Source organism: Acetobacter orientalis (assembly GCF_000963965.1).
GTDB lineage: Bacteria > Pseudomonadota > Alphaproteobacteria > Acetobacterales > Acetobacteraceae > Acetobacter > Acetobacter orientalis.
Genome location: NZ_BAMX01000006.1, coordinates 144452 through 157143, shown reverse-complemented (window position 1 = coordinate 157143; position 12692 = coordinate 144452). Strand labels below are relative to the sequence as shown.

The following is a 12692-nucleotide window of genomic DNA, read 5'->3' as shown; positions in this document are numbered from 1 at the left end:
TAAGCTAACTTAACTATGCGTAGCTGGTGTTTCATGTTGCACTGCTTCTTTATGAAGTTCGTACAACATGTCCAGTGCGGCACGTGGGGTCAGGCTATCTGGGTTAAGGTCTACCAAGCGCTTTCTTAGCGTATTTTCTTCGTCTTGCGGTAATATCTTCTGCGTGTCGAACAGCGGCAAGGGCTTAGGCCCGGTTGCATTATTGTGCTCAAGCTCACGCAATAAGCGGCCCGCCCGCTCTACAACAGATGTGGGTACACCAGCCAGTTTAGCAACATGCACACCCCAGCTTTTTTTGGCTGAACCCGCCAAAACCTCATGTAAAAACACAATCTGGCCCCGCCATTCCCGCACAGCCATAGTGTGCGGCGAAAGCCTTGGCAGAGTATCAACAAGGTCTGAGAGTTCATGAAAATGCGTTGCAAAAATTGCACGGCAGCGCACCGTAGAATGCAAAGCCTCCAGCACGGCCCAGGCAATGGCCAAACCATCTAGCGTTGCGGTACCACGCCCAATTTCATCTACCACCACCAAAGAGCGTGGGCCTGCTTGGTTAAGAATGGCGGCGGTCTCGGTCATTTCAACCATAAAGGTAGAACGCCCGCGTGCGAGGTCATCTGATGCCCCAACGCGTGAGAACAACTGGTCTACCACGCCAATATGGGCTTTTTCTGCCGCAACGGGAAAACCACCCTGCGCCAAAATAACCGACAAAGCCGTTTGCCGTAAAAAAGTAGACTTACCGGCCATGTTTGGCCCGGTAAGCAACATAACCCGGCGCTTGGGTGAAAGGTCGCAGCCGTTAGGAGTAAAGCGCGTGCCTTTTGGCAAAGCGGCCTCTACCACCGGGTGCCGACAGGCGTGCAGGTCAAACGCGCCATCATCGCTCACCACTGGGCGGCACCAGCTCCCGCCCGTAGCCAGCGTTGCGCAAGACTGCAACACGTCTAAAACCGCCAAAGCCTTGGCTAAAACCGGCACGTCCTGCTCTGCCAACACAGTATCGGCCAGTGCATTAAACAGCGCTTTTTCACGCACTGCGGCACGCTCTGCCGCTTCGGCAATGCGGGCATCTAGCCCTGATAATTCTTCGGTTGAAAAACGCGCATTGCTGGCCGTGCCCTGCCGGAACATCAGGTCATCACGGTCTTTCATGCGGGCACTGGCAGCTACGGGCACCTCAATAACGTAACCAAGCTGCGCATGATGCTTGATTTTAAGCGTATTAACCCCGAATCGGGTTGCGTAATCTGCCTGCAACCCGGCCACAATACGCCGTGAGTTATCGCGCAGGCCACGGTAGCCGTCTAACTCACCATCGTACCCTGCGGCTATAACACCGCCATCTTCTAAGCGTGCGGGTAGGTCCTCGGCTAAAGCGCGGGTTAATTCAGCTTGCAGGCCGGTTGCCACACCAAGGCTGCTCACGGCGCGGGCCAAATAAGGGGGCAGGTTAGCGTGCAGGCCACCCAGCACAGCGGCACAGGCACGGGCTGCCGCCAAACCATCGCGCACGGCGGCAAGGTCTCGGGGTTGGCCACGCCCTAAAGACAGCCGCCCAAGGGCGCGTGCAATATCGGGCGCTTTTTTCAAACACTCACGCAGGCCATCCCGGCTTGTTGTGCCCTCACTTAACCAAACCCACCCCTCTTGGCGGGCAGCAATGCGGCCTATGTCGGTTAAGGGGGCAGCCAGCCACTCTGCCAGCAAACGCGCACCGGCAGCCGTTACGGTATGGTTTACGGCTGAAAACAGCGTGTGCTCCATACCACCATCTCGGGCGCGCAAAATATCTAAGCTGGCCCGAGTCGCGGGGTCTATACCCAGTATGCCGCCATCTGTTTGTGGGCTTGGGTGGGCAAGGCGCGGCAGTTTACCCGCTTGGCTACGTTGCACATATTCTACCGCCAAAGCTGCGGCTACAGCCTCTTCATCTGTAAAAGTACCAAACGCATCTAGGCTTGCCACACTAAAGGCTGATGCAAGGCGCTGGCGGGCAGCTTCTATACCCGGCACCAGCACATCTGGTGCACGGCAGCCCTCAAAGTCCCCCAACGCCAATGTGGGGAGGGCCAAAATTTCTGCCGGGTCTAACCGCCCCAGAAGGCCCGCAAGGTTGCGCGCACTCAGTTGAGCTGTTTCAAAAAGCCCGGTAGAGACATCAATCCATGCCGCACCCAGCGTGTCTTCTGCTTGCGCAGCAGCACTGGCCGCTTTGCCTTTGCGCCCCTTACCTGTGCCAGCAGCCCCGCCAACCAAGGCCAGCAACAGGTTGGAGCGGCCGGGCTCAAGCAGTTCATCTTCTGTTAAAGTGCCCGGTGTCACCACGCGCACAACGGCCCGTGCCAGCGGGCCTTTGGCAGCCCCTTTGCCTTTACGGGGGGCTTCGGTTTGCTCTGCCACCGCCACCCTAAACCCGCGCCTTATAAGGCGGGCTAGGTAAGCAGACGCCGCACCAACAGGCACCCCACACATGGAGATAGGCTCACCCCCGTGGCTACCACGGGCAGTAAGCGCAATATCAAGCGCTGCGGCTGCCGCAGTAGCATCATCAAAAAACAGCTCGTAAAAATCGCCCATGCGAAAAAAGAGCAGAGCTTCTGGATTTTCCGCTTTTAGCGCAAACCATTGCGCCATGGCGGGGGTGGCACCCTCAGGAGAATAACGCGTCATGGCGCGTATCATACGGGTGTGGGTGGCAGGAGCAACAGCCTTCACGCACCCTTTTTTACAAGTTTGCACAATGCGGCTGTCACCTGCTGCACAGGCTCATGCCACGGGGCGTTCCCCTCACCCGGTTTTGGCTGCGTGATGACATGCGTATGGGGGTACCACAGGCTCATAACCTGCCCCTGCCCCCCAACTTTGGTGGAAGCCTTTGCCCACCGCCAGTCTCCACCAAAGCGGTTAAGTAGCCATGTTGGCTTGCCCAGTAAGCCCGCCAGATGCACCACGGCAGTATCAACACTCACCACACAGTCAAGTGTGGCAATAAGGCGGGCTGTTTGCAGCATATCGCCCTGCGGCAAAGGCGTTAACGTAAACGGGCTCTTATGTGCCTCTGGCTGTAAAGCCTGCACCGTTATACCGGGTAGCGTACATAATGGCTCTAAGACTGTAAGCTCTATAGAACGCCGTTTATCAAAACGGTACGTAGGGTTACCAGACCAGCATAGCCCTATACGCAAGCCCTGCTGCTTTTTTTCAGGCGCCAGTAGGGGCTGCTTAAAACGTGGCAGCCACGCAAACGGCGCACTCATCCCCATTATATGCGGCAAACTCAGCACAGAACATGCTGATACAGCACCGTGCGTATGGGCCGTCTCGCCCCGCGCCACAACCTGCACAGTATATGTGCCTTCAAAGACAATATGCGCCACCAAAGAGCACAGCACTTGGGGCACCACCAACACCACAGGCGTGCGGCATGCTGCGGCATTCACATACCGTAAAAAATGCAGGCAATCGCCCAAGCCTTGCTCGGCATAGAGCAGCACCGGCTGTGTTTGGGCCTGCCCTTGCCATGCAGGCAACGTTGTAAAGGCCCCTCCGATTTGTAAGTTTTTCCGGGCCTCAAAACAGGCCCAGCCTTCTTTAAAACGCCCTTCTGTCAACAGCACTGTCGCTAGGTTAAACCTTGCCCGCGCCCGCTCAAGTGCTGTGATGTTGGGGGTTGCCTCCACCTGCCTAAAAAGGGCCTCGGCTTGCGTATAATAGCCCATATCGCTCAAAGCTGTGCCGTAATTTGTCGCGATACGGGCATCATGCGGGGCAAGTTTTCTGGCTTGCTCTAAGGCCTGCATAGCCTCTGGCAAGGCGCCAAGGGCCAGGTTGCTCAACCCCACATTATTTTGGGTTTCTGCGGCCTCTGGCTGTAAGTTGGCAGAGCGCTGCCCTATTGAGCGTGCCTCTGCAAAGTCTCCTTTGGCGTAAAGGGCCGCCCCATAATTCGCTAATGCTGCCGCATTATCTGGCAGCGCTTGCGCTACAGCGCCAAAAAACGGTGTAGCCTCTGGCAGTTTATCGGCCCGCTCTAGCAATAAAGCGTGCTGGTTTTGTGCCAAAATACTGTGCGGTGCTATGGCTACCGCGTGGCGAGAAACAACAAGTGCCTCTGCCATTTGCCCATGGCGGGCCAAAAATGCGGCAAGTGCGACATGCCGTTCACTCTCAAGGGGGCGCAAACGCACAGCGTTGCGCAGGGCTTGGGCCGCATTATCAAAACGACCTAACGCCTCTAGTGCTTCTGCCATAAGTTGGTGCGGCCTTGGGTCTCGTGGGCTTTGCATAATGGCAACATGCAGGGCTGCGCGGGCTGCTTCAGCATGACCAAGGGCCAAGAGTGCCTGCCCCTGCGTACTATAAAAATGTGGCTGGCTTTCTAACTCCAGTGCTTTGGCCACGCACTGCACTGCAGCTTGCGCGCTGCCATTAGCCAGAGCCACACACCCAAAAGCGTGCCATGCCGCGCCATCTTGTGGGTTTTGGGCAAGGTGTGGGCGTAACAGCGTGGCCGCTTGCTCGGCCTTGCCTTGCGCTAGAAGGCCTAAGGCTGTCTCAGCTAGCGTTAGGGGGGTATGGGGGCTGGCTGTGTGCATAACGAACCCTGCCTTTGTGGCACCAAAATACAAGCGTGTTGCACATTATGGCACCTATAGGCACAGCAACACATTCCGCAAAGCGTACACCTGCATTATGGTAGCACCATGACTACTGCCTATCAGACGCTTGAGCGCCACTTTGCCCGCCTGTCCTCCCTCAGTGATGCCCTTGGCATTTTGTCGTGGGACAAAGAAGTGATTATGCCGCATGGGGCCGCTGGCCGCCGTGCCGATACGCTGGCAACGCTTGCCGGCCTGCGCCATGAGATTTTGACAGCCCCCGCCATGGCAGACCTGCTAGCCACGGCAGAAGCACAAGCCGGTACAGCCCTAAGTGCTTGGCAAAAAGCCAACCTTGCCGAAATGCGGCGTAACCATACCCATGCCACCGCCCTACCCGGTGACTTGGTAGAAGCCCTTACCCAAGCCACCACACGCAGCGAAATGGCATGGCGTGAAGCCCGCGAAAACAGCGACTACGCAAGCTTTCTGCCGCACTTAACAGAGGTGCTCAACCTAACCCGCCAAACCGCAGCCGCAAAAGCACAGGCGCTGGGCCTTAGCCACTATGATGCCCTGCTCGATTCGTTTGATCCCGGCACGCGGCAAGCCCATATCGACCCTATTTTTACCCAACTGCAAAAAGACCTGCCCGGCCTTATTGCCACCGTTCTGGAAAAACAGGCGTCTCTGCCCGCTATGCAGCCGTTGCAGGGGCCGTTTGCCATACCCCAGCAAGAAGCCTTGGGCCGCAGGCTTATGCAGCGCCTTGGCTTTGACATGACCCGTGGCCGCCTAGACGTAAGCACCCACCCGTTTTGTGGCGGTGCCACTTACGATGTGCGCCTGACCACCCGCTACCAAGAGGCAGACTTTATACCCGCCATGATGGGGGTTTTACACGAAACTGGCCACGCCATGTACGAGCAAGGCTTGCCAGCAGACTGGGTCTCCCAACCTGTTGGACAAGCTGGCGGCATGACCCTGCATGAAAGCCAGTCTCTGCTCATTGAAATGCAGGTTTGCCGCTCCCGCGCATTTGTTGAATGGGTAGCCCCGCACCTGCGTGAGGCTTTTTCTGCCCCCAACACCACCACGTGGCAGCCAGAAAACCTGCACCGCCACCTTACCCACGTGCAGCCCGGCTTTATTCGTGTTGATGCAGATGAAGTGACCTACCCCGCCCATATTTTAGTGCGCTACCAGCTTGAAAAAGCCATGATAAGCGGTGACCTGCCCTTAGCAGACCTACCAGCCGCCTTTAATGACGGCATACACACCCTGCTTGGCCTAAAAGTGCCCAACGACCAACACGGCTGCCTGCAAGACATTCATTGGCCGGAGGGGCTGTTTGGCTACTTCCCGTGCTATGCGTTGGGGGCTATGGCGGCAGCGCAGTTCCGGGCCGCGGCGTATAAGCAGGCACCAGACTGCGCCACGGCTGTTGCAAACGGAGACTTTGGACCACTTATGCACTGGCTACGCACCAACGTGCATAGCCGAGCCAGCAGTGCCTCCATGCCGCAAATTTTAAACGATGCCACAGGCTCACCGTTAACGGCAGAGGCCTATCTTACCCATATCCGCCGCCGTTATCTGGATCGTGCGCCAGACGCATAAAACAGCTTGGGGGCATACGGCCCCCACCTTGGGCAGCCGTGCGCCATGCACATAATGCGGTTGCCTCTTGCTCCAAACGGGCAGAAACTAGCCACCATGTTTCTGCTGTCATGCCGTAAGGCTTTTTTGCCAATGCCCTTTCTGCTTTCTCCCTCCCTTTTGTCCCGCATGGCTATAGCGGGGGTAGCGGCTGCCACGTTAGCCATTGCATTGCCCACAACACCCGCGCTGGCGTTGCATATGCCCAAAGTGGCCGAACTCTCAGGCTCGGCCCTAACCCCCGCCATACAGTCAGACAAACAAGTGTGGGACGCAGTGGTGCCGCTGCCCGACGGCCGGTTTGTGCTGCAAGCCCCTATCTGGGTTGGCAATACTGGCCCCCAGCTTTCTATCCGGGCCACAGATGGCACCTTTGCCCCCTACCCCGATACAGCATGGAACGCCACAGAAGGTGAGCCTAGCCAACGTATTGTGAGTGCCGCAGGCTTAACCCTTATGGCTGATGGTACGTTGTGGGTGCTGGATAGCGGCGTACCCAACCATAAAGCGGCCCCCATAGCCCCCCCAAAACTGGTGCAGATTGATACCCACCAAAACAAGGTTGTGCGCACACTCACGCTAGAGCAAAAAGCCCTACACCCTGAAAGTATTGTGTCTGGCGTAGCCGTCCATGCAGACACCGCTTACGTGGCAGATTCTGGCATTGGCGGTATTTTGGTCATAGACCTTAAAACAGGGTCTACCCGCCGCTTTTTAGACCGGCACCCAAGTTTGGTGGCCACGCGCCCCATAACTACCCCACAAGGGCCTGTGCATTCTACCAATGGTAATTTGCTTGCCATAGATGCCAGCATGATAGCCGTAAGCCCAGATGGGAAATGGATTGTGGTGCAACCCCCCGGCGGCTACCTCTCCCGTGTTGAAACCAGCATCTTTACAGACCCAGACGTAACCGCCGCCGCACTGGAAGAAAGCGTAACCCAGTGGTTTAAAACCCCGGCCCTCGGCGGCATGACCATTGGGCCAGATGGCACGCTATATTGGTCAGACATCAGCACGGGCAGTATTTTAAGCTACACAACAGGCCGCGTACCCCGCCGCTTAATAACAGATAACCGGCTAAAATGGCCTGCCACACCGGGGCTGGATACCTCTGGCCACCTCTATGTGCCCGCAGCCCAGCTAGACCACACCGCCGCCTTTACGGGTGGCCAGTCTAGCATTGTCTGGCCGGTTACGGTTTACAAGCTAGACCTGCCAACCACTCCGCCACCCACGTAAAAACCGCCAAAGTAGCCCTGCCCTATGTTGAAGCCCGCCTGACAGGCCCATATAGGGTGCACAAGCCTACTTCGCGCCACTCCTTATTCAGGGTATAACCTGCGCATGCGCTATATTTCGACCCGGGGGAAGGCTCCCGCTCTTTCGTTTTCTGACGTTCTGCTGACAGGTCTGGCCGAAGATGGCGGCCTGTACCTACCAGAAACATGGCCCACCTTCTCGCAAGAAGAGTGGCGCGCCATGCGTGGCCTGCCCTACCCAGAGCTGGCAGCCCGCATTCTGGCCCCCTTTGTTGGCAACGACATAGATACACAAACCCTGCGCCAGCTCTGTGCCAAAGCCTATGCCGGTTTTGACCACCCCGCCATTGTGCCCCTTACGCAGGTAGAAGACGGCCTGTTTGTACAAGAGCTGTTTCATGGCCCAACGCTGGCTTTTAAAGATATGGCCATGCAGGTGCTGGGCCAGCTTTTTGAGCATGTGCTTACCCAGCGCGACAGCCACGTAACCATTGTTGGCGCAACATCGGGTGATACCGGGTCTGCCGCTATTGAAGCCTGCCGCGGTCGCAACCGCCTGTCTGTTGTTATTCTGCACCCCAAAGGCCGTACCTCTGAGGTACAGCGCCGGCAGATGACCACCGTGCTTGAACCCAACGTGACCAATCTGGCCGTTGAAGGCACATTTGATGACTGCCAAGACTTAGTAAAAGCCTGCTTTGCAGACCTTCCCTTCCGTAAAGACATGCACCTGTCTGCGGTTAACTCCATTAACTGGGCGCGTATTGCTGCACAAATTCCTTACTATGTGTACGCAGCGCTTAATTTTGGCGCCCCAGACCGTGATGTCTCTTTTGCCGTACCAACAGGTAATTTTGGCAATATTCTCGCCGCTTGGGCTGCCCGTAAAATGGGCCTGCCTGTGCGCCACCTGTGCATTGGCTCTAACCGCAACGACATTCTGACCCGCTTCTTGAATGCCAACGACATGACCATGAAAGAGGTCGTGCCCAGCCTGTCTCCCTCTATGGATATTCAGGTTTCGTCCAACTTTGAGCGTTTGCTGTTTGAATTGCTAGACCGCGATGCCGCAGCTTGCGCGCGTATCATGACTACCTTCCGCCAAAGCGGGCATATGGATGTGCCAGAGCAGGTTTGGGAAAAAGCCCGCACGCTTTTCTCTGGCCTTGCCCTTGACGACGCGGCAACAGAAACCGAAATCAGAAACCTGCACCAAAAGTCTAACTATCTGGCAGACCCGCACAGTGCCATTGGTATTGCCGCAGGCAGGCGCTTTCGTGAAGCAGGCGTGCCTATGGTCGCTATGGCCACCGCCCACCCGGCAAAATTCCCAGATGCCATGGTCGCTGCAACCGGTATTCACCCAGCACTGCCCGTACATCTAGAAGACCTCTTCTCGCGTGAAGAGCGCTACCGCACCATTCCGGCTACGGCCGATGCGGTTAAAGATGCCGTACGCTCTGCGGTGCTCAGCAACGCAGAGTAATTTTTCTCTTTTTTCTTCTCTCTCAGGCCGCTTCGTGCGGCCTTTCCTTTCAGGACAAGAATGACGACCGACCCGATCAATCTGACCCGCCTTCCCTCCGGCCTGACCGTTGTAACCGAACGTATGGAACGTGTTGAAACCGTTTCTTTCGGGGCCTACGTGTCTACTGGCACGCGTGATGAAACTGCTGAAGAAAACGGGGTTTCCCACTTTCTTGAGCATATGGCCTTTAAAGGCACCACCAGCCGCTCTGCCCTGCAAATTGCCGAAGAAATTGAAAATGTAGGCGGCCATATCAACGCCTACACCGCGCGGGAACAGACAGCATTTTACGTCAAACTGCTGAAAGAAAACCTTGATCTGGGCGTTGATATTATTGGCGATATCTTAACCCACTCTACCTTTGACCCCACCGAGGTTGAGCGTGAGCGCGGCGTTATTTTACAAGAAATTGGGCAGGCAAACGACACGCCAGATGATGTGGTTTTTGACCACTTCCAAGCAGCGGCCTTCCCTAACCAGCCCATGGGCCGCCCAACACTGGGTACAGAAGCGCTTATTGAGCACATGCCGCGTGAAACGCTTATGCGCTACATGACCAGCCACTACACCACCAGCAACATGGTTGTGGCGGCCGCAGGCAATCTGTACCACGAAGATGTGGTAAAACGCGTACAGCAGCATTTTGCAGACCTGCCTACCACAGCCCAAATTCCTACCCCCTCTGCCAGCTATGCAGGCAGCGAGTTCCGGCAGGAAAAAGACCTTGACCAAGCCCATGTTGTGCTAGGCTTCCCCTCTGTTGGGTTTAACGACCCCGACTATTACGCAGCCCTTCTGCTTTCCATGCTGCTTGGTGGCGGTATGTCTTCACGCCTGTTTCAAGAAATTCGTGAAAAGCGCGGGCTGGTTTATTCGGTCTATTCCTTTAACGCCCCCTTTGCCGATGGCGGCCTGTTTGGCATTTACGCAGGCACGGGCGAAAAACAATGCGCTGAGCTTGTTCCTGTTACCCTAGAAGAGTTGCGTAAAGTGCAGCTTGCTGTCGGGCCAGAAGAACTCGCACGCGCACGCGCCCAGCTTAAAGCCTCCCTGCTTATGTCTTTAGAAAGCACCGGCAGCCGGTGCGAGCAGATAGCACGCCAGCTCCAGCTTTTTGGCCGCATTATTCCGGTTGCAGAAACCGTGCAGCGTGTTGAAGCCGTCACCCAAGCCGATATTTGCCGTGTTGCTGCCCGTATTTTCCGCCAGCAACCAACACTGGCGGCCCTTGGCCCCATTAGCCACGTGCCATCGCTGAGCAGTATTTCGGAGAAACTGGTCGCATGACAGAGCAAACCCTCACCAAACTCTCTGACCTGATAGCCCGCGCCCGCGCTGCGGGTGCCGATGCCGCCGATGCCGTGTTTATTTCAAGCACGGCCATTGGCGCTGGTGTCCGCAACGGCACAACAGAAGACCTTGAACGCTCAGAAACCACAGACCTAGGCCTGCGGGTTTTTACCGGCCAGAAGTCTGCCATTGTGTCTGCCACAACCTTGGCACCGGCCCGGTTTGAGGGCTTGGTTGAGCAAGCTCTGGCCATGGCCCGCGTTTTGCCAGATGACCGCTTTGCTGGCCTTGCAGAACACAGCCTAACCGGTACCCACACCACCAACACCCTAGACTTGGCAGATACCGCCGAGCCAGACGCAAAAGCTCTGCTAGCCCGCGCAACCGAGGGTGAACAGGCTGCTCTTGCCATAAAGGGCGTTACCAACAGCGCAGGTAGCAATGCCTCTTGGGGCCGTACAGAGGTAAGCCTTGTTACCTCCCAAGGCTTTGCAGGCCACTATGCCCGTACTAGCCATTCAACATCAGTTTGCGTGCTAGCTGGCCAAGGCGAGACCATGCAACGCGACTATGACTACCATAGTACCGTACACCTAGCAGACCTTGAAAACGCCGCCGAGTTGGGCCGCAAGGCCGGGGCCAATGCTGTAGCACGCCTCAACCCAACCCGGCCCCGTACTGGGCGCTACCCGGTTGTGTTTCACCCCCGTGTTGCCAACAGCTTTTTGCAGCATTTTATTGGGGCCATTAGCGGGGCTAGCATTGCGCGTGGTACGTCTTTTTTAAAAGACAAACTCAACCAGCGCATTTTTGCTGAGGGTGTGAGCATTACCGATGACCCCACGCGCCCCCGTGGCCTCCGCTCCCGCCCGTTTGATGGTGAGGGCACACACGCCACACCCTTGGCACTGGTACAAAACGGTGTGCTGCAAACTTGGTTGCTCGATAGCCGTAGCGCACGGCAGTTGGGCCTAACCAGCAATGGCCGTGCTGCGCGTGGCACCTCTGGCCCACCGGCACCTTCCCCCACTAACTTGGCCTTAGCACCCGGCGCACTCAGCCCCACCGCGCTTATGGCGGATATCAAGGAGGGGCTGTTTATTACCGAAATGATGGGCTCTTCCATCAATGGTTTAACGGGCGACTATAGCCGGGGGGCCTCGGGCTTTATGATCCGTGATGGGCAGTTAGCCGAAGCCACGGCTGAATTTACGCTAGCAGGCAACCTGCTCGATATTTTTGCGTCTTTTATTTTGGCGAACGATTTGGTGTTCCGTTTTGGCACCAACGCCCCCACATTAAGGACAGATGCCCTCAATGTTGCCGGGGCCTAACCCTGTGGAGACACGAACAACCGTGAAAAAGCGCTATCTTTCTTCTGTTCTAACTGCCCTGCTGGCCGTGAGCCTACTTGGTGGCCCGCTGGCATACCACGCAGATGCCCGCCCCGGTCAGGGCAGTTCTATGGGCAGCCGTGGTAGCCGCACATGGAGTGCTCCACCACCCACACGCACAAGCCCTTATGGCGCAGCCCCGATGGATCGCTCCATTACCCCACGCAGCGGGCCAAGCGGCTATGGGGCACAAGCCCCTTACGGCCAAGGCATGGGCGCACAAGCCATGCGGCCCCGCCACCCATTTTTAACGGGGCTGGCTGGTGGCCTGTTGGGGGCTGGCCTGTTTGGGCTTTTGAGCGGCCACGGCATTATGGGCGGTGTGCATAGCTTCTTTGGCTTTATTGGCCTGCTGTTCCAGATTGCTCTTATTGTGTGGGTTGTTATGTGGCTTGTACGCCGCTTTTCAGGCAATCGGGCAAGTGGTACCAATGGTGGTAACAATTTTGGGTTTTCAAACGGCAGTGCCAACGCAGGCCCACCGCTTTCAACCCCACGCCCTGCTGCCCAACAATCTTCTGACCTCGCTATTAATGCAGCTGACTATCAGGCTTTTCAGCAAACCCTGCTTGATATTCAAAATGCGTGGAACCAGCAGAATATTCCGGCCATGCAGCAAATGGCCACGCCCGAAATGGTATCTTACTTCAACCAACAGCTTGCTACCTTGGCCGCCCAAGGTGCACGCAATGTTGTGTCTGATGTACACTTTATTCAAGGTGACCTAGCAGAGGCTTGGCAAGAAGCAGGCATGGACTACGCAAGCGTTGCCATGCGCTACAGCCTGATAGACCTAACCACCAACGCAACAGGCCAAGTGCTGCAAGGCAGCTCAACCGAGCCAGTGACGATTACAGAACTCTGGACATTCACCCGCCCCTCACGCGGGGGGCGCTGGTTGCTCTCAGCCATTCAGCAAACCAGTGGCAACTAACTTCTAACTACCACCCTCCGCCCC

The 12692-nt window shown here is 56.7% G+C and carries 9 protein-coding genes; 6 read left to right on the top strand and 3 right to left on the bottom strand.

The features are described 5' to 3' along the window. Positions 1-9: 9 nt before the first annotated feature. Together mutS and Abor_RS02425 are read right to left on the bottom strand one after the other, a co-directional pair. On the bottom strand, positions 10-2673 hold the full coding sequence (mutS, locus tag Abor_RS02430) for a DNA mismatch repair protein MutS (protein ID WP_048840306.1): 2664 nt from the start codon (positions 2671-2673) through the stop codon (positions 10-12). Between the two features lie 41 nt (positions 2674-2714). Next, complete coding sequence (locus Abor_RS02425; RefSeq protein ID WP_048840305.1) at positions 2715-4598, bottom strand: tetratricopeptide repeat protein; 1884 nt, start codon at positions 4596-4598, stop codon at positions 2715-2717. A 108-nt stretch (positions 4599-4706) separates the two neighbouring features. Here Abor_RS02425 and Abor_RS02420 point away from each other — a divergent pair, with 108 nt between their 5' ends. Continuing rightward, the gene (locus tag Abor_RS02420) at positions 4707-6221 is read left to right on the top strand and encodes a carboxypeptidase M32 (RefSeq protein ID WP_048840229.1); all 1515 of its coding nucleotides are present in this window, start codon (positions 4707-4709) and stop codon (positions 6219-6221) included. On the opposite strand, the gene Abor_RS02415 is transcribed toward Abor_RS02420, so the two are convergent. Continuing rightward, entirely contained in the window at positions 6175-6333 is a 159-nt protein-coding gene (locus tag Abor_RS02415; protein WP_158319713.1) for a hypothetical protein, read from the bottom strand. The genes Abor_RS02420 and Abor_RS02415 overlap by 47 nt on opposite strands. A gap of 20 nt (positions 6334-6353) precedes the next feature. Between Abor_RS02415 and Abor_RS02410 the strand changes: the two genes are divergently transcribed. The 5 genes from Abor_RS02410 to Abor_RS02390 all read left to right on the top strand — a co-directional run bounded on the left by Abor_RS02410 (position 6354) and on the right by Abor_RS02390 (position 12668). Next, complete coding sequence (locus Abor_RS02410; RefSeq protein ID WP_052946342.1) at positions 6354-7502, top strand: L-dopachrome tautomerase-related protein; 1149 nt, start codon at positions 6354-6356, stop codon at positions 7500-7502. A gap of 105 nt (positions 7503-7607) precedes the next feature. Beyond that, on the top strand, positions 7608-9008 hold the full coding sequence (gene thrC / locus Abor_RS02405; RefSeq protein ID WP_048840228.1) for a threonine synthase: 1401 nt from the start codon (positions 7608-7610) through the stop codon (positions 9006-9008). Between the two features lie 60 nt (positions 9009-9068). After that, complete coding sequence (locus tag Abor_RS02400; RefSeq protein ID WP_048840227.1) at positions 9069-10337, top strand: M16 family metallopeptidase; 1269 nt, start codon at positions 9069-9071, stop codon at positions 10335-10337. After that, positions 10334-11674, top strand: coding sequence for a TldD/PmbA family protein (locus Abor_RS02395; protein WP_048840226.1), 1341 nt, complete (start codon positions 10334-10336; stop codon positions 11672-11674). The genes Abor_RS02400 and Abor_RS02395 overlap by 4 nt, the downstream gene beginning before the upstream one ends. Before the next feature lie 22 nt (positions 11675-11696). Next, entirely contained in the window at positions 11697-12668 is a 972-nt protein-coding gene (locus Abor_RS02390) for a Tim44 domain-containing protein (protein ID WP_048840303.1), read from the top strand. Positions 12669-12692 lie beyond the last annotated feature (24 nt).

Bases quoted from the DNA above. Each gene is read 5' to 3' on its own strand.
- Abor_RS02420 (WP_048840229.1), top strand. From the start codon at position 4,707: ATGACTACTGCCTATCAGACGCTTGAGCGCCACTTTGCCCGCCTGTCC.
- Abor_RS02395 (WP_048840226.1), top strand. From the start codon at position 10,334: ATGACAGAGCAAACCCTCACCAAACTCTCTGACCTGATAGCCCGCGCC.
- Abor_RS02425 (WP_048840305.1), bottom strand. From the start codon at position 4,598: ATGCACACAGCCAGCCCCCATACCCCCCTAACGCTAGCTGAGACAGCC.
- mutS (WP_048840306.1), bottom strand. From the start codon at position 2,673: ATGACGCGTTATTCTCCTGAGGGTGCCACCCCCGCCATGGCGCAATGG.
- Abor_RS02415 (WP_158319713.1), bottom strand. From the start codon at position 6,333: ATGACAGCAGAAACATGGTGGCTAGTTTCTGCCCGTTTGGAGCAAGAG.
- Abor_RS02410 (WP_052946342.1), top strand. From the start codon at position 6,354: ATGCCCTTTCTGCTTTCTCCCTCCCTTTTGTCCCGCATGGCTATAGCG.
- Abor_RS02400 (WP_048840227.1), top strand. From the start codon at position 9,069: ATGACGACCGACCCGATCAATCTGACCCGCCTTCCCTCCGGCCTGACC.
- thrC (WP_048840228.1), top strand. From the start codon at position 7,608: ATGCGCTATATTTCGACCCGGGGGAAGGCTCCCGCTCTTTCGTTTTCT.